Origin of the sequence: Iamia sp. SCSIO 61187, from assembly GCF_019443745.1 — a bacterium.
GTDB lineage: Bacteria > Actinomycetota > Acidimicrobiia > Acidimicrobiales > Iamiaceae > Iamia.
The window spans coordinates 2,072,588-2,089,750 of record NZ_CP050948.1; the positions used below are offsets into that span (position 1 = coordinate 2,072,588).

16 protein-coding genes are annotated in these 17,163 nt (G+C 74.3%); 7 read left to right on the forward strand and 9 right to left on the reverse strand.

All coding sequences use genetic code 11. From position 1 onward, the window contains the following. Positions 1-5 precede the first annotated feature (5 nt). Positions 6-731, reverse strand: coding sequence for a sulfite exporter TauE/SafE family protein (locus HC251_RS09980; protein WP_219945143.1), 726 nt, complete (start codon positions 729-731; stop codon positions 6-8). 137 nt (positions 732-868) lie between these two features. Between HC251_RS09980 and HC251_RS09985 the strand changes: the two genes are divergently transcribed. The 3 genes from HC251_RS09985 (at position 869) to HC251_RS09995 (ending at position 5,664) form a co-directional block, all read left to right on the forward strand. Beyond that, positions 869-2,227: an alpha/beta hydrolase gene (locus HC251_RS09985; RefSeq protein ID WP_219945144.1), complete on the forward strand. Its 1,359-nt coding sequence runs from the start codon at positions 869-871 to the stop codon at positions 2,225-2,227. Between the two features lie 199 nt (positions 2,228-2,426). Beyond that, the gene (locus HC251_RS09990) at positions 2,427-3,233 is read left to right on the forward strand and encodes an enoyl-CoA hydratase/isomerase family protein (RefSeq protein ID WP_219945145.1); all 807 of its coding nucleotides are present in this window, start codon (positions 2,427-2,429) and stop codon (positions 3,231-3,233) included. 115 nt (positions 3,234-3,348) lie between these two features. After that, positions 3,349-5,664, forward strand: coding sequence for an arylsulfatase (locus HC251_RS09995; protein WP_219945146.1), 2,316 nt, complete (start codon positions 3,349-3,351; stop codon positions 5,662-5,664). 112 nt (positions 5,665-5,776) lie between these two features. Here the strand turns inward: HC251_RS09995 and HC251_RS10000 are convergent, their stop codons facing one another. The 4 genes from HC251_RS10000 to HC251_RS10015 all read right to left on the reverse strand — a co-directional run bounded on the left by HC251_RS10000 (position 5,777) and on the right by HC251_RS10015 (position 10,326). Further along, positions 5,777-7,096 carry an acyl-CoA dehydrogenase family protein gene (locus HC251_RS10000; RefSeq protein WP_219945147.1) on the reverse strand — a complete coding sequence of 440 codons (1,320 nt, stop codon included), beginning with the start codon at positions 7,094-7,096 and terminating at the stop codon, positions 5,777-5,779. Positions 7,097-7,173: 77 nt separating this feature from the next. Next, positions 7,174-7,827 (reverse strand): rRNA adenine N(6)-methyltransferase family protein, encoded by a 654-nt coding sequence (locus tag HC251_RS10005; RefSeq protein WP_255566665.1) that lies wholly within the window; start codon positions 7,825-7,827, stop codon positions 7,174-7,176. Positions 7,828-8,150: 323 nt separating this feature from the next. Further along, the gene (locus tag HC251_RS10010; protein WP_219945664.1) at positions 8,151-8,567 is read right to left on the reverse strand and encodes a nitroreductase family deazaflavin-dependent oxidoreductase; all 417 of its coding nucleotides are present in this window, start codon (positions 8,565-8,567) and stop codon (positions 8,151-8,153) included. A gap of 85 nt (positions 8,568-8,652) precedes the next feature. Beyond that, positions 8,653-10,326, reverse strand: a complete 1,674-nt coding sequence (locus tag HC251_RS10015; RefSeq protein ID WP_219945149.1) for an alkaline phosphatase — start codon at positions 10,324-10,326, stop codon at positions 8,653-8,655. A gap of 146 nt (positions 10,327-10,472) precedes the next feature. Here HC251_RS10015 and HC251_RS10020 point away from each other — a divergent pair, with 146 nt between their 5' ends. Both HC251_RS10020 and HC251_RS10025 read left to right on the forward strand, forming a co-directional pair. Next, entirely contained in the window at positions 10,473-11,249 is a 777-nt protein-coding gene (locus HC251_RS10020) for a DUF1295 domain-containing protein (RefSeq protein WP_219945150.1), read from the forward strand. 49 nt (positions 11,250-11,298) lie between these two features. Next, entirely contained in the window at positions 11,299-12,093 is a 795-nt protein-coding gene (locus HC251_RS10025) for an HAD hydrolase family protein (protein ID WP_219945151.1), read from the forward strand. A gap of 50 nt (positions 12,094-12,143) precedes the next feature. Here the strand turns inward: HC251_RS10025 and HC251_RS10030 are convergent, their stop codons facing one another. The 4 genes from HC251_RS10030 to HC251_RS10045 all read right to left on the reverse strand — a co-directional run bounded on the left by HC251_RS10030 (position 12,144) and on the right by HC251_RS10045 (position 15,234). Further along, positions 12,144-13,562, reverse strand: coding sequence for a serine/threonine-protein kinase (locus tag HC251_RS10030; RefSeq protein WP_219945152.1), 1,419 nt, complete (start codon positions 13,560-13,562; stop codon positions 12,144-12,146). Between the two features lie 80 nt (positions 13,563-13,642). Further along, a complete protein-coding gene (locus HC251_RS10035; protein ID WP_219945153.1) occupies positions 13,643-14,359 on the reverse strand; it encodes a DoxX family protein in 717 nt (238 codons plus the stop codon). 63 nt (positions 14,360-14,422) lie between these two features. After that, a complete protein-coding gene (gene bfr, locus HC251_RS10040) occupies positions 14,423-14,899 on the reverse strand; it encodes a bacterioferritin (RefSeq protein ID WP_219945154.1) in 477 nt (158 codons plus the stop codon). Between the two features lie 140 nt (positions 14,900-15,039). Then, a complete protein-coding gene (locus HC251_RS10045; RefSeq protein ID WP_219945155.1) occupies positions 15,040-15,234 on the reverse strand; it encodes a bacterioferritin-associated ferredoxin in 195 nt (64 codons plus the stop codon). Positions 15,235-15,398: 164 nt separating this feature from the next. Here HC251_RS10045 and HC251_RS10050 point away from each other — a divergent pair, with 164 nt between their 5' ends. Continuing rightward, positions 15,399-16,493, forward strand: a complete 1,095-nt coding sequence (locus tag HC251_RS10050) for an S-(hydroxymethyl)mycothiol dehydrogenase (protein ID WP_219945156.1) — start codon at positions 15,399-15,401, stop codon at positions 16,491-16,493. Next, entirely contained in the window at positions 16,493-17,140 is a 648-nt protein-coding gene (locus tag HC251_RS10055; protein ID WP_219945157.1) for an MBL fold metallo-hydrolase, read from the forward strand. The genes HC251_RS10050 and HC251_RS10055 overlap by 1 nt, the downstream gene beginning before the upstream one ends. Positions 17,141-17,163 lie beyond the last annotated feature (23 nt).

Here is a 17,163-nt window from a genome sequence, read left to right on the forward strand (position 1 = left end):
CCCGCTCACACGGCCGAGGCCAGGGCCACGCCTGCGGCCAGCACCAGCAGGGCGAGGACCAGCGGGCGGAACTGCTCGGTCCGCACCCGGTGGGCCAGCCCCTCGCAGGCCCGGTTGCCCACCAGCGCGGCGGGGACGGCGACCACCGCCGCCGGCCAGCGCTCCAGCCCGACCACCCCGGTGCCGAGGAGCAGCGGGAGGGTGGCCAGGTCGCAGACCACGAAGAAGGTGACGGTCGTGGCCCGGAACCGGTGCTGCTCCATCCGTGCCGCCTGGAGGACGAGCACCACCGGCGGGCCGCTGATCCCGATCGCCGTGCCCATGACGCCCGAGACGAACCCGGCAGCCAGCTCGGTCCGCGGCCGCTCCTCTCGCATCCGCCACCCCACGGCGAGGATCGCCACCATGGCCAGGACGGCGAGGGCCACGGCGATGCGCAGCGGGGCGTCGGGCACGTGACCGAGGGCCAGCACGCCGAGGGGGAGCCCCAGCGCGGCCCCGGCCACCAACCGGCGCAGCACGGGCCGGGCCGCCAGGTGCCGGAGCCGCCAGGCCATCGAGGTGCCGCCGGCGAGCGACGCGATCGCCGCCAGGGCCACCGCGTCCTGCGGGCCGACCAGCACCGACAGCAGGGGCATGGCCATGAGGGCAAACCCGAAGCCCACCAGCTGCTGGGCGCCGGCGGCCAGGCCCACCGCCCCCGCCACGCCGACCAGCACCCACACGCCCACGCCTGGACCGTAGGCCCCGCCCCCCGGTCGTCGGCCACGCCGGCGGCGGGCCCGGTCCCGGCTCGCAGGCCCGCCGTCACGGGCGCGCCCACGGCTCCGGCTCCTCGGACACGTGTCCAGCGCGGCATCATGGGGCCATGGCACGATCCTCCCGCCGCTCCCGTCCGTCGGCGAAGCGGGCGCGGGCCCGAGGAGCCGGTCGCGAGATGCTCGTCGCCTCGGTGGTCGGCGCCGTCAACACCGCCAACGCCCGGGAGCCGCTGACCCGCAAGGGCCGGGGGGCGGTGGCGTGCTTCTTCCCCGGCTGGCTGACGTCCGAGATGCCTCTCCACGCCATCGGGTGGCAGGCCCTCGCCACCGCCGGCTTCGCCGCGAGGGGCGCCCTCCGCTCGCCCAGCGGGCTGGTCGGCCTGGGGCTGTCGCTCGGGTCGTGGGCGACCCTCGCCCGGCTGTGGTCCGAGGCCGGCGACGCCCCCCACGTGTTCGAGCGGGCGCTGCGCGACGGGCTGGGCGACGGCCTGGACGAGGCCACCGACCCGATGGCGGCCGTCGCCGACCCGGCGGTGGTCCGCCGCCGCCTCCTCCGCGGCCCGCTGGCCAACCACGGCAAGGCCTGGATCCGCTACCGGGGCCTCTCCTACGGCGAGTTCGGCAAGCGCAACCACCTCGACATCTGGGCCCGCGACGACCTGCCCCGGGACGGGCGGGCGCCGGTGCTGCTCCAGGTGCACGGCGGTGCCTGGGTCATCGGCAACAAGGACCAGCAGGCGACGCCGCTCATGGCCCACATGGCCGAGCGGGGCTGGATCTGCGTGGCGATCAACTACCGGCTCAGCCCCCGCAGCACCTGGCCCGACCACATCGTCGACGTGAAGCGGGCCATCGCGTGGGTCAAGGCCAACATCGCCGACCACGGCGGCGACCCCGACTTCGTCGCCATCACCGGCGGCTCGGCCGGCGGCCACCTGTCGTCGCTGGCGGCCCTCAGCGCCAACGAGCCGTCGTGGCAGCCGGGGTTCGAGGAGGTCGACACCTCCGTCGTCGCCGCCGTGCCGTTCTACGGCGTCTACGACTGGACGAACCGCGACGGCACCGGCCTCGAGGGGATGGACGACTTCATCGCCGACAACGTGATGAAGACCACCCTCGACGACGATCGGGAGACCTGGGACAAGGCGTCGACCATGAGCTGGGTCGGACCCCACGCCCCGCCGTTCATGGTCGTGCACGGCACCAACGACACCCTCGTGCCGGTGCAGCAGGCCCGGTCGTTCGTCTCCATGCTCAAGGCCGAGTCCGAGCAGCCGGTCGTCTACGCCGAGCTGCCCGGCGCCCAGCACGCCTTCGAGGTCTTCGACTCGCGCCGCACCCTCGCCGCCGTCGGCGCCGTCCACCGCTTCCTGGCCTCCATCCGGGCCCGGGAGGACCACGACGCCCGCAGCGGCGAGCCCGACGTCCCCGCCGCCACCCAGGACGCGGTGACCCCCGAGGGCTGAGCCCCCGTGCCCGGCCCCCGTTCTGAGCCAGGGATCGGCCACCGATGGCCCGCTCCTGGCTCAGTTCCCGGCGACGACGCGCCCGCCCCGTTCTGAGCCAGGGTTCGGTCGTTCGTGGCCCGATCCTGGCCCAGAACGAGTGGACCACGCCGGCGCGACGCCGGCCCGGGTCTCGAGCGACCTCTGGCAGGATCGGCCGATGGCCTTCGTCCGCACCGACCGACACGACGACGGGGTCGCCGTCGTCACCCTCGACCGCCCCGACCGGCTCAACGCCCTGTCGGCGACGCTGATCTCCGACCTGCGCGGCGCGCTCGCCGACCTCCGGCACGACCGGGACGTGCGGGCGATCGTGCTGGCGGGGGAGGGGCGGGGCTTCTGCGCCGGGACCGACCTCTCGGGCGAGCGCGACCCGGCCCCCGACGCCGAGGGTCGCGGCCCGGTGGGGCAGGTGTGGCGCAGCCAGCAGCACGTCGCCGGGCTCATGGTCGACATCTACGAGCACCCCAAGACCATCGTGTCCGCCGTCCACGGGCCCGCCGTCGGTGGCGGGCTGGCCATCGCCCTGGCGTCGGACCTGCGGGTCGCCACCGCGTCGGCCCGGTTCGGGGCGGTGTTCATCAACATCGGGCTCTCGTCGTGCGACGTGGGCGTGAGCTACCTGCTCCCGCGCATCGTCGGCGTGACCCGAGCCTCGGAGCTGATGCTCACCGGGCGGCACTTCTCCGGCGAGGAGGCCGACGGCTTCGGGATGCTGAACGCGGTGGCGCCCGAGGGCCAGCACCTCGACGTGGCCCTCGACCTCGCCCGCCAGGTGGCGGCCCAGCACGAGTACGGCCTCGAGCTCACCAAGGCGGGGCTCCACGCCGCCCTCGACGCCCCGTCGCTCCGCCACGCCGTCGAGATGGAGAACCGCACCCAGGCCCTCGGCTCGTTCAGCGGCAACATGGCCGAGGCGGTGCGGGCGTTCGGCGAGAAGCGCCCGCCCCAGTGGGGCCCGATGTAGAGCGCACGGAAGGTGCCTGGCACCAACCGTGGCGGACACGGAAGGTGCCTGGCACCTTCCGTGTCCCGCCTTCTCATCTCCTGACGACCCGTCAGGTCTGGCACCATCTCGTCCCGTGAGCGACGAGACGACCGGACCACCAGGCACCTACCCCGGCTTCGGCGGGCGGGTGGGGCGCACCTTCGCCGGGTCGGAGCCGTGGTGGCCGGAGCGGCCCGACGCGACGGGCAAGCCCAACGTGCTCATCGTCCTGGTCGACGACCTGGGCTACTCCGACCTGGGCTGCTACGGCTCCGAGATCGCGACCCCCCACATCGATCGCCTGGCGGCCGACGGCCTGCGGTTCACCGACTACCACTCGACGCCCATGTGCTCGCCCACCCGGGCCTCGCTCCTGACCGGTCTCAACCCCCACGCCGCCGGGGTGGGCACCGTCGCCCACAGCGACCCCGGCTTCCCGGGCTACGCCATGGAGATCGCCGCCGACGTGGCCACCGCGGCCGAGATCTACCGCGACGCCGGCTACTTCACCGCCATGGTCGGCAAGTGGCACCTGACCAAGGACTCCGACCAGCACGAGGGCGGGTCCCGGCACTCGTGGCCGTGCCAGCGGGGCTTCGACCGCTACTACGGCTTCCTCGACGGGTTCACCGACCTGCACCACCCGCACCGCCTCGTCGAGGACAACCACACCGTCGAGGTGGACCAGTACCCCGAGGGCTACTACTTCACCGACGACATGACCGACCGGGCCCTCGCCATGGTGAAGGCGGCCAAGGCGTCGGACCCCACCAAGCCCTTCTTCCTCTACGTGGCCCACGGTGCCGTCCACGCCCCGCTCCACGCCAAGGCCGACGACATCGCCCGCCACCGGGGCCGCTACGACGGGGGCTGGGACCGGCTGCGGCAGGAGCGCTTCGAGCGCATGAAGGGGCTCGGGATCCTCCCGGAGGACACGGTCCTCCCGCCCCGCAACAGCGAGCCGGGCAACGACGTGGCCCCGTGGGACGACCTGAGCGAGGGTCAGCAGCGGCTGGCGGCGCGCTACATGGAGATCTACGCCGCCATGGTCTCCAACGTCGACGAGAACCTGGGCCGGATGGTGGCCGAGCTCGACGCCATGGGCGAGCTCGAGAACACGATCGTCATCTTCACCTCGGACAACGGCGCGTCACGGGAGGGGGAGGTCGACGGGACCGGCTCGTACTACGTGCACCTGATGGCGGAGGCCGACATCGAGGTCGACCTGGCTCGCATCGACGAGATGGGCGGGCCGACGACCACCCCGCACTACCCCCGGGGCTGGGCCATGGCCGGCAACACCCCGTTCCGGCTCTACAAGATCAACGCCCACGCCGGCGGCCACCAGGTCCCCTTCGTCGTCCACGGCCCGGTCGGCGGCGGGGGCGGCGAGCTGCGGCGCCCCTACCAGTACGTCACCGACGTCCTGCCGACGCTCCTGGAGCTGTGCGGCCTGGAGCACCCGTCGGCGCACGACGGCACCCGCGCCGGGATGCCGGTGCGGCCCATGCACGGCGTCAGCTTCGCCCCCCTCCTGGCCGACCCCTCGGCCGAGACCACCCACCCGGAGCAGTACGTCGAGATGATCGGCCACCGCGGGTACCGCCGGGGCGACTGGGAGGCCGTCACCCTCCACCACCCGCTGACCCCGTTCGACGAGGGGGAGTGGGAGCTCTACGACATGGCCGCCGACCCGACCCAGACCCGGGACCTGGCCGCCGAGATGCCCGATCGCCTGGCCGAGCTGGTCGCCCTGTGGGAGGAGGCGGCGTGGGCCAACCACGTCTACCCCCTCGACGAGGGCAGCCAGGTGAAGTACCTGATCCGCCCGCCGCACCAGGCCGCCTTCGAGCAGCCGGTGACCCTCCTGCCGGGCACGCCGACGCTCGAGCGCTGGCGGTCCCTCCAGCTGATCTTCCTGCGCGGCTGTCGGATCACCATCCGGGTGGAGGTCGGGCTCGACGACCTCGGCACGCTCGTCGCCCACGGCGACCAGGGCGGCGGCTACACGGTGTGGATCGACGGCGCCGGCCTCCACGCCGCCCACAACGACGGACGGGGCCGGGTGCGGACGATCACCGCCGCACGCCCCGAGCCCGGGGCCCACGAGGTGGTGCTCGACCTGGTGGCGCCCGGCGGTGCGGTGTGGGACCCGGTCCTGTCGGTCGACGGGGTCGAGGTCGGTCGCGACGCCGGCTGGCCGTGCCTCTACGGGATGGCCCCGTTCGCGGGCATCGACGTCGGCATCGACCGGCGCTCGCCGGTGATCTGGAGCAAGTACCAGGAGCGGGGCTGCGACCCCTGGACCGGCACCCTCACCTCGGTCACCTACGCCCCGGGCGCGCTCCCGCCCGACGCCCCCCAGAACCTGCTCCCCATGCTCCGGGAGATGGGCCTCAAGTACGAGTGAGCGTCGGCGACGCCGACGCCGTGAGGGCGGTGGGCGGGGTCGGAGGACGTGAGTGGCGCGTTCCTGCGTCACCGGCAGGAGGTCTTCTCCTGTGGGTGACGCAGGAACGGGGTCAGCCGTTCTTGGGGAGCTCGGAGTAGGGGGTGTCGCGGGCCGGGCCCGGCTCCTTGGGGAGGCCGAGGACGCGCTCGCCGATGATGTTGCGCTGGATCTGGTCGGTGCCGCCGTAGATGGGCGGCCCCTGGGCGAACAGCGCCATCTCGGTGAGCATCGCCGTGAAGGCGGGCAGGTCCGCGTCCTTCATGGCGTCGCGGTGCTCGCCGTCGTAGCTGTGGATCGTGCCGGCGGCGCCGAGCGTCGCCAGCCCGAGGTCCCGGCTGAGGCGGAGGATGTCGCTCATGGCCAGCTTCATCATGTTGCCGAAGCCGGGGATGTCGCGGCCGGCGGCCTTCTCGGCCTTGAGCCGCTGACCGCCGATGCGGGCGATCTCGTTGAGGCTGTGGAGCTTCATGAGCTGCTGGCGGACGATGGGGTCGTCGATCTGGCCGCTGGCCTTGGCCGTCTCCAGGATCAGGCCGTAGGCGCCGGCCATGCCGCCCGGGCCGCCGCCCCCGCCCCGACGGCGGGTGCCCACGAAGTCGCCGGCGCGCCGGTCGAGGTCGCCGGCCACGGTGCCGGGCGTGGCGGCCGAGGCGGCGGCGTGACCGCTGCCGGCGCCGAGACCGGCCCGCTCGAAGGCGAGCGTGGTGTTGGCCACGATCCAGCCCTGGCCGTAGTCGCCGATGACGGAGTCGGCGGGGGTGCGGGCGTCGGTGAGGAAGACCTCGTTGAACAGGGCCCGGCCCGTCATCTCCCGCAGCGGCACGACCTCGATGCCGGGCTGGTGCATGTCGATGCCGAAGTAGGTGATGCCCTTGTGCTTGGGCGCATCGGGGTCGGTGCGGGCGATGAGCATGCCCATGTCGGCCACGTGCCCGGCGGAGGTCCAGACCTTCTGGCCGTTGACGATCCACTCCTCGCCGTCGCGGATCGCCTTGGAGTTGAGGCCGGCGAGGTCCGAACCGGCCCCGGGCTCGGAGAACAGCTGGCACCAGCCCTTCTGGCCGGTGACGATGTCGCGCAGCCAGACCTTCTTCTGCTCGTCGGAGCCGTGGGTGACGATGGTGGGCCCGGCGAGCAGCAGGCCGAGACCGCCGGGGGCGCCGAGGGCGCCGAAGTCGGCGATGGCCCGGGCGACCCGACCGGCGTCGGCGGGGGAGAGGCCGCGCCCGTAGTGGGCCTCGGGCCAGGCCGGGGCCGACCAGCCCTCGGTTCCCAGCTTCTCCCACCACTCGGCGACGGTGAGGTCCGGGTCCCACTCGGACTCGAGGAAGGACTGCAGCTCCTCGAGGTACGGCTCGGTCGCGGCGGTGCGGTCGGCGGTGTCGGTCATCTCGGCTCCTGGCGCGCGGGCGGGGACGCGAGCGTGCCACCGACTTGACCGACGGGTCAAGGTGGCGGTGCCCCCTGTCACCGGACGGCCCGGGGTCGGATCACGAGGTGGGCGGCGTCGACCCGCGGGGGCGGCGAGAAGGCGACCGCGGGGACCCGGCGGGCGACGTCGATGCGGAAGCGACGCGCCCCGCGAGCCGCCGTCCGACCGGACCCGGACTCGGCGGCCAGCCGGCGGGCGAAGCCCCACTCCACGAGCAGGTCGGCACCGGCGAGGGCTCGCCCTCGGTGGTGCTCGGCGAGCAGCCGTCGGAGCAGGTCGGTGCTGGCGGCGAACGGGATGTTGGCCACCACGTGGAACGGCCGGTGGGGCAGCGGGACGGTGCGGAGGTCGCCCTCGACCACCCGGACGGACGGGTCGTCGGCGGTGCGGCGCTCCAGGCGGCGGGCCAGGCGGGGGTCCCGCTCGACGGCGATGACCCGGGCCCCCGTGCGGGCCAGGGCGAGGGTCAGGGCCCCGGGGCCGGCGCCGAGGTCGAGCACCAGGTCGCCGGGACCCACGCCCGACGAGCGCACCAGGGCGTGCACCACGCCGAGGTCGCGCACGACGTGGAAGCCGTGGTGGTTGCGGGGCGGATCAGACGGAGGGCGCGACCGCCCCCCACGGCCCGGCGGGCGGGCAGGGGGCGAGGACGGATGGGACGGGCGGGGTGGGCGGCGACGGCCGGGCACGACGGGCTCCGAGGCTCCGGGCGCGCCGGGCCCCCGACAGGGCTCGGCGCGCGGGCGGGCCGGCGGACGAGGCGCCGCCGGCTGCGGCGGACGGCGGTGCTCGGGTGTCCTGCCCCGGCGCGGGAGGCCGGGGGTGCGGGCCTCAGGGCGAGGCGCTCAGCAGGTCAGGAGGCGAGGACCGCAGCGGTCAGCCGCAGCCGGATCAGAACCATGGGTCCCATGCGCGGGAACCGTAGGACCGCCGGCCCACCCCGGCGAACGCGTTTCGCGAACCTTGTCCGGAACCCTGCCGAGGAGGGGGACTTCCGGACAAGGGTCGTGGGTCAGTCGGTCGGCGGATCGAGGATGACGACGGGGATCTGGCGGTCGGTGCGGGCCTGGTAGTCGTCGTAGTCGGCGTACATGGCCACCAGCCGGGGCCAGAGGGCGGCCCGCTCGGACTCGTCGGCGACCCGGGCGTCCATCTCCCGGACCCGGCGACCGGTCTCGACGGTGACCCGGGGGTGGGCGACGAGGTTGTGGTACCAGGCCGGGTGGGTGGGCATCCCGCCCTGGGACGCCACGATCACCAGCCGCTCCCCGTCGGCGAGGTGGATCAGGGGGACGGTGCGGGGCTGGCCCGAGAGCCGACCGGTGGTGGTCAGCAGCAGGACCGGGGCCTTCGACCGGGGGAAGCGCCCCCACACCCGGCCGCCGCTGCGCCGGTAGATCCAGACGTGCGCCGGCCCGACCAGCTTCATGGCCCGGCGGGCGACGCGGATCTCCCGCTCGTCGTAGGGCTTCGGTGGCGGCTTCGGCTTCGTCCCCGGGCTCACCCCTCCGGTTCTAGCGCCGTCGGGCGCGGGCCGCAGCCACCCCTCGCCAGGCCGAGCGGAGCACGGGGCGGAGGGCCAGGCCCAACCCGGCCACCATCCCGATCCGCACCAGCTTGCCCAGCACCGACCGCCCCGGCTCCGGGGCGCGCCCGCCGGCGGGCGGGCCCTCGGCCGGGAGGCCGGGGATCTCGAGGGGGTCGTCGACGGGGCCGGGCTGGTCGTCCTCGGCGCCGTCGACCCGGACCCAGCGGGCCCCCGCCGACGGCCCGATCGCCCAGGCCGACATCCGTCGGGCCGTCGCCGTGCGGTCGTACGGGTCGACGGCCCACATCTCCCCGATCAGGCGCTCGCGGTCGAGCTCGACGACCACGAACCCGTACTCGTCGAGGTCGACCCATCGCACGTGCTGCATCCCGTTGGCCACCTTCTCGGCCAGGGCGGCGGCGGCCTTCCCCAGGTTGCCGCCCATGGTCGTCGAGGAGATGGCCGACCCGGTGAGCTCGCCCGCCACCGGGCGCAGGTCCGAGGTGAAGGGTCCGTCGAACACCCACGACGAGTGGATGTCGGCCGACAGCACCACCGTCCCGCCCCCTCGCCGGTCGAGCATCTCGACCAGCTTGTCCCGCTCCGCCCGGTAGCCGTCCCACTGGTCGGTGCAGAGGGCGACGCCGTCGCGCAGCGTGTAGCCGTCGGGGAGGGGGCCGTCGAGGTCGAGGTGGTCCGGCATCGGGATCTCCATGATGCTGATCGGGACCTGGCTGCCCAGCAGGCACCACGGCCGGGTCCGGTCGGTGACCCGCTCCTCGACCCACTCCCACTGCGGCGCCGACAGGATCTTCCGGTTCGGATCGTCGAGGTCCTCGCCCTCGTCGGGCTGCTTGTCCCGCCCGCCCAGCCGGGTGTCGAGGACGACCAGCTCGGCCAGGTCGCCCAGCGCCACCGAGCGCCACATCCGGCGGTCGTCGGACGGGTCGGGGTAGCGGATGGGCACCCACTCCTGGCGGGCCCGGTTGGCGACGGCGAGGCGCTCGTGGAAGTCACCGTGCTCCTCGGGGTCGTGGGCCTTGGCCCCGTCGTCCCAGGTGTTGTCGGCCACGTCGTGGTCGTCCCACACCGCGACCATCGGGTGGCGCTCGTGGAGGAGCTGGAGGTCGGTGTCGCGCCGGGCCTGGCGGTAGCGCAGGCGGTAGTCGTCCAGGGTGACGAGGTACCGGGGCGGGTCGACGGGGATGTCGCCCTTCTCGCCGTCGTCCTCGTAGATGTAGTCGCCGGCGTGGTACACGAGGGCGAGGTCGTCGACCGCGGCCAGGGCCCGGCAGACCGTGAGGGGCGCCCGGTTGAGGTTGGCACACGAGATCATGGCCAGCCGGATCGACCCGACCGCGGCGTCGGGGGCCGGGAGGGTCCGGGTCCGCCCCACGCGCGACCGCACCCCCTGGGCGGTGAAGGCGTAGAAGTACGTGGTCGCCGGGTCCAACCCGTCGACGTCGACCGTGACGGTCCCGCCGGCCTCCGGGTCGACCGCAGCGGTGCCGGAGGTGACCACGTCGGCCAGCCCCTCGTCGGTGGCGACGACCCAGTCGACCGACGGGGCGACGTCGGTCTGGGTCCAGAGCAGCACCCCGTCGGCCGTGGGGTCGAAGCTGGCGACGGAGTGGGGGAAGGTGGCGGCGGCGTCGGGCATGGGGCGCACCCTGCCCACCGGCGCCCCGAGCGAACTTCGTGACCCGGTGCCGTCGCGGAGACCCCGGGAGACGGGACCGGGCGCCCGGGGGCCGGTGCCCCTAGCGTGCGCGTCGTGCCCCCTCCTCGCCGCCCGGCCCTGCGCTGATGGGCGCCGTGGTGGCGGCGGCCGCCGGCGGGGTCGTCGCCCTGATGCTGGTGACGTGGACCATCAGCGTGGTGCGACGCGACGCCAGCCTCGTCGACATCGTCTGGGGCCTCGGCTTCGTGGTCGTCGCCACGGCGTCGTTCCTGGTGGGTGACGGCTCCTCGGCCCGGCGGACGCTGCTCCTCGTGCTGGTCGGGATCTGGGGCCTGCGGCTCGCCGGCTACCTCGCCTGGCGGAACCTGGGCCACGGCGAGGACCGGCGGTACCAGAAGATGCGCCGGCACTACGGCGAGTGGTTCTGGCTGATCAGCCTGGTCACCGTCTTCGCCCTCCAGGGCGTGCTGATGCTCGTCGTGTCGCTGCCGGTGTGGCTGTCGGCGACCGCCGAGCGCCCCGACGGCCTCGGGCCGTTGGCCGTCCTGGGCGTCCTGCTGTGGCTCGTCGGGTTCGTGTTCGAGGCGGGCGGTGACCTCCAGCTGGCCCGGTTCAAGGCCGACCCGGCCAACGAGGGCAAGGTCATGGACCGCGGGTTCTGGCGCTACACCCGTCACCCCAACTACTTCGGCGACTTCTGCATCTGGTGGGGCATCTGGCTGGTCGCGGCCGAGACGGGGCCGGGCCGGTGGGGCGTCCTCGGACCCATCGTCATGACGGTGTTCCTCCTGCGGGTCTCGGGCGTCGCCATGCTCGAGCGCGACATCGGGACGCGCCGGCCGAAGTACGCCGACTACATCGAGCGCACCAGCGCCTTCTTCCCCCGACCGCCCAAGGGCTGACCGCACCCGGGAGTTGGTGGGGGGGCGCGAGGGCGGCCAGCATCGGCCGGTGCTGCCGCTGGTCTTCATCGACGTCGACGGGACCCTGGTCGGGACGGCGGGGGCGCCCACCGACGACGTGTGGGCGGCGACCGCCGCCGCCGTCGGGCGCGGCCAGCACCTGGCCCTGGCCACGGCCCGGCCCGCCTTCGGCCCGACGTGGGAGTGGGCCCGGCGGGTCGACCCCGACGGCTGGCACCTGTTCCAGAACGGGACCAGCCGGGTGCACACCGGCACCGGCGAGGTCGACCACACCCTCCTGCCCGGCGACGCCGTGGCCGAGCTGATCGCCGTCGCCGCCGCCCGGGACTGGGTCGTGGAGCTCTACTCCGACCGCGAGCTCGCCGTCGACAGCGACGCCCCGCTCGCCGTCGCCCACGCCGACCTGCTCGGCGTCCCGCACCGGCGTCGGCCCGTCGAGGCCCTCGACGGCGGCGTGGTGCGGGCCCAGATCGTGGTCCCCGTCTCCGAGGCGGCCGCGGCCCGGGCCGTGGCCCCGGCGGGCACCGTCGCCCACTCGGCCACCTCGCCGGCCATGCCCGGCGCCGCCTTCGTGTCCATCACCCGCCAGGGGTCCACCAAGGCGTCGGCCGTGGCCCTCATGGCCGAATCCCTCGGCCACCCGCTCGACCGGGTGGCCATGGTGGGCGACGGCAACAACGACGCCGAGGCCCTGGCCACCGTCGGCCACGGCATCGCCATGGGCAACGCCGAGCCCGAGGCCCGCGCCGCGGCTCGGCACCACGTGGGCGACGTGGACCACGGCGGCCTGGTCGAGGCGCTGGCCCTCACCGCCACCCTCTGAGCCCACCGGTCCGCCAGGGTCGGGCCGCCGAGCCGGATCAGCCCCGAGGCTCAGGGGCGGGGGGCCGGACCGAGACCGGCCTCGGCCCCGAAGGCGCCCTCGCCCAGGTCGCCACCGCCGGGGACCGACTCGCCCGGCACCGTCTCGTCCGGCTTCGGCGCATCGGTGGCGCCCGGGGAGCCGTCGCCCTCTCCGGCCGCCGGCTCGGTGGTGCCCGGTTCGTCGTCGGGCGGGGGCGCCTGGCCCGGGAGCGGGCCGTCGCCGGGGAGCAGCCCGTCGGCGCCGGTCGTCGGCGGGGCGGTGGTGGTCGGAGCGTCGGTGGCCGGGGCCTGGTCGGCGGCGTCGGCCCCGGTCGTCTGGGACGGGACCTCGGAGCCGTCGTCGCTGTCGTCGCCCAGCATGATCAGGCCGAACAGCAGTCCCAGCAGGAACAGCAGGACCAGCACGCCGACGACGATGGCGGCGATGGCCAGGGTGCGGGTGGGCGATCGCGGCTCGGGGCCGGTCCCGGCGGCGACGGCCGGTGGGGCGACGGCCGGGACGGGGCCGCTCGTGGACGGGTCGGGCAGAGGTGCGACCTCGCCACTGACGCTCGGCGGTGGGGCCGGCACGTCCTCGACGGGGGGGAGGGCGGCCACGACCGGGGCCTTGCCCTCGATGGCGTCGAGCATGTCCTTGGCGGTCGCGAACCGCTGGCGGGGGTCGAACGACAGCGAGCGGTCGATGGCGGCGGCGAGGGCGGGGGAGATGTCGGGGCGCACGGTCAGCAGCGGGGGCACCACCGTGCTCTGGACCGCGTGGGCCACCTCGATGGGGTCGTTGCCGTCGAACGGGCGCCGCCCGGTGAGGGCCTCGCGGAGCACGACGCCGGCGGCCCAGAGGTCGGTGGAGCTGGTGGCCGGGCGGCCGTCGAGCTGCTCGGGGGCGAGGTAGGCAGGAGTCCCCACCGCCACGCCGACGAGGGTCAGGTGGGCGGTCGAGGCCAGGTCCTTGGCCACGCCGAAGTCGCCGACCTTCCAGCGCCCGCCGGCGGAGCGGATCAGGTTGCCGGGCTTGATGTCCCGGTGGATCAGGTTCTCGGCGTGGGCCGCGCCCAGCCCGGCCAGCATGTCGGCCGCGACCCGCATGACCTCCTCCTCCGACAGCGGACCCTCGTAGATCCGACGGTCGAGCGAGGGGCCGGGCAGCCGCTCCATGACGATGAACAGGGAGCCCTGGTCGTCGTCGATGTCGAACACGCGCACGACGTTGGGATGCTCGAGGGCGGCGGCGGCCCGGGCCTCGACCTCGAAGCGCTGGCGGAAGGCGGGCTCGTCGGAGAGCTGGGGCAGGAGGAGCTTGACGGCCACGTCGCGCTGGAGACGGCGGTCCCACCCCAGCCAGACCTCTCCCATCCCACCGACGCCGACCTGGTCACGAAGCTCGTACCGATCGAGGAGGACGCGCGGCATCGTGCCGGGTTCGGCCACCTCGCGAACCTATCTGCCCTGGTCGGGAGGGGTTCGGACCCGACGGAGGAAGGGGGTGGCCCCCCACCCGGTGGGCACGGTCACCCCGGGAGGGCGCCGGCGACCTTGGCCCGGGCCAGGGCCGCCTCGCGGCGGGCGGATCGGGTGGCGTGGCGGGTCCGCCAGGCGATGCCGGGGCGGCCCTCGGTGTCGATGGCGGCCAGGGCGAGCCCGCCGAGCAGGGACACGTTCTTCATGAAGCCCATCTGCTGGGCGGCCCGCTCCTCCTCGTCGTCGATCTCCCAGAACCGGTGGCCGGCGAGGGTGGTGGGGACGAGGGTGGCGGCGAGGGCGGCGGCCGACAGGCGGGGCAGCTTGCCGATGGCCAGGAGGATCCCGGCGCCGACCATCACCCCGCCGTTGACCTTGGTCAGCAGCTCCGGATCGTCGGGCAGGCCGACCCGGGGCGGGGCCGACCGGGGCTGGGACCCGGCGAGCAGGGCGTCGTCGGCCGTCGGGGTGAGGGGCCGGGCCGCGTCGGCGGCCTGGTCGGCCAGGTCGACCACCGGCTGGGCGCGGTCGGGGAGGGCGTCGGCGGCCTGCTCGGCCAGGTCGACCACCTTCTCGGCGGCGGTCCCGATGGCCGGGCCGGCGGCCTCGGCGGCTCGGTCGGCCACCGGCTGGGCCGCCTCGACGACCTTCGACGTGACCGGCTCGGCCACCGGGGCGAGGGACCCGGCGTTGCGGAGCATGTCGACGCCACCGGAGACGAACACCGAGGCGAGCAGGGGGCGGGCGAGGGTGCGGACCGGGTTCATGCCCGGCGCCCTACCCACCCGATCAGGTGAGCACCCAGGTCGCCTCGGCGGCGAGACCGGCCCTCAGTCGTCGGAGTGGATCTGCTGGGCGAGGTAGCGCTCGAGGCCGATCGTCTCGATCAGGGAGAGCTGGGCCTCGATCCAGTCGAGGTGCTCCTCCTCGCTGGTGAGGTGCTCCTCGAAGAGGTGGCGGGTGCCGTTGTCGCCCTTCTCGACGCACAGGGCGATGCCCCGGTTGTAGCGCTCGACGGCGGCCTGCTCGACGGCCATGTCCGAGGCCAGCTGCTCGGGGACGGTCTCGCCGACCCGCACGGGGTTCAGCCGCTGCATGTTGGGGACGCCCTCGAGGAACAGGATCCGCTCGATGATGCGGTCGGCGTCCTTCATCTCGTCGATGGACTCCTCGCGCGCGTGCTCGGCGAGCCGCTTGAGGCCCCAGTTGTCGAGCATCCGGTGGTGGACCCAGTACTGGTTCACGGCGGTGAGCTCGGCGGTGAGGACCTCGTTGAGGATCTCGATGATGGCGGGGTCACCCTGCACTGGTCTTCTCCTCGATGGGGGCGTCGGGACCATCATGGCCGACCGAACAGGTGTGTGGGGACCCTGTCAGGGGGGACCGGGGTGCGCCCCACCGGGGCGCGGAAGGCGGCCCTACCGGGCCCGACGGGACGGGACCGGGGTCAGGCGACGGCGGCGTGCGACGCCGGCAGGGCGACCGGGGTGCCCTCGAGGATCTCCTCGATGACCGGCCGGCACCCGCCGCAGACGCCGCCGGCCCCGCAGGCGGTGACGATGTCGCGCACCGAGGTCGCCCCGCAGAGGGCGGCAGCCTCGATCTGGCGGTCGTTGACCGCCCGGCAGTGGCACACGAGCACGGGCGCATGATCGCCCCCCACGGAAGGTGTGTCAAGCACCCCTTACGGATGAGGGAACGGGGCGCCTCACCCCGGTCGTCGGGGTCGGCGGTACGGCGTCGCGCATCGGTGAGGTGTTCATGGGTACGGTGCGGCGGTCATCCACGACGAGGAGAGGGACCCGAATGGCGCACGAGGTGCGAGGAGTTGTGGCCACGGCCAAGGGCGAGCCGGTCCGGGTCGAGACCATCTCGGTCCCGGACCCCGGACCCGGTGAGGCGCTCGTCCGCGTCCAGGCCTGCGGCGTCTGCCACACCGACCTGCACTACCGGGAGGGCGGCATCAACGACGACTTCCCGTTCCTCCTCGGGCACGAGGCGGCCGGCATCGTCGAGGCGGTCGGCGACGACGTCACCGACATCGGCCCCGGCGACTTCGTCGTCCTCAACTGGCGGGCCGTGTGCGGCGAGTGCCGGGCCTGCAAGCGGGGCCGCCCCCACCTGTGCTTCGCCACCCACAACGCCACCCAGAAGATGACCCTCGACGGGGTCGAGCTCAGCCCCGCCCTCGGCATCGGCGCCTTCGCCGAGAAGACGCTCATCGCCGCCGGCCAGGCCACCAAGGTCGACCCCGCCGCCCGGCCCGAGGCCGTCGGGCTCCTCGGCTGCGGGGTGATGGCCGGCCTCGGCGCATCGATCAACACCGGCGAGGTCGGCCCGGGCGACACCGTCGCCGTGTTCGGCTGCGGGGGCGTCGGCGACGCCGCCATCGCCGGGGCCCGCATCGCCGGCGCCCGCACCGTCATCGCCGTCGACCTCGACGCCCGGAAGCTCGAGATCGCCATGGGCTTCGGCGCCACCCACACGGTCGACGCCTCGAGCACCGACCCGGTCGAGGCCATCCGCGAGCTCACCGGCGGCTTCGGCGCCGACGTGGTGGTCGAGGCCGTCGGCAACCCCAAGGTCTTCGAGCAGGCGTTCCACGCCCGGGACCTCGCCGGCACCGTGGTCCAGGTCGGCGTGCCCAACCCGGAGATGCGGATCGACATCCCGATGATCGACTTCTTCGGCCGGGGCGGCGCCCTCAAGCCCTCGTGGTACGGCGACTGCCTGCCGAGCCGCGACTTCCCCCTCTACACGGACCTCTACCTCCAGGGTCGGCTCGACCTCGACGCCTTCGTGAGCGAGACCATCCCGCTCGACGGGGTGGAGGAGGCGTTCCACAAGATGGAGCGCGGCGAGGTCCTCCGGTCGGTCGTGGTCATCGAGGGGAGCGCCTGATGCCCGCCCCCACCGGACCCGCGCCCCGTGTCGACAAGGTGGTCACGGCGGGCACCTTCTCCATCGACGGCGAGGACTTCGACGTCGAGAACAACATCTGGATCGTCGGCGACGACGAGGAGTGCATCGTCGTCGATGCCGCCCACGACCACGAGCCCATCGTCGCCGGCGTCGACGGGCGCCGGGTGGTGGCCGTCGTGTGCACGCACGGCCACAACGACCACATCAACGCCGCGCCCGCGCTGGCCGAGGCGGTGGGGGCTCCGATCTGGATGCACCCGGCCGACACCATGCTGTGGGAGCAGGTGCACCCCGACCGTCCGGTGGACGCCGCCCTCACCGACGGCCAGGTGATCAAGGTCGGGGGCCGCAAGCTCAAGGTGATCCACACCCCCGGGCACAGCCCGGGGGGCTGCTCCCTCCTCGACGCCGAGGCCGGCATCCTCTTCTCCGGCGACACGCTCTTCAACGGCGGGCCGGGAGCGACGGGCCGGTCGTTCTCCAGCTTCACCACCATCATCGACTCGATCCAGGACCGGCTCCTGCCCCTCCCGGACGAGACCGTGGTGCACACGGGGCACGGCGACGACACCACCATCGGCGTCGAGGCCCCCGACCTCGACGCCTGGATCGCCCGCGGCCACTGAAGCCCTGTCGCAGGCGCGGTCGG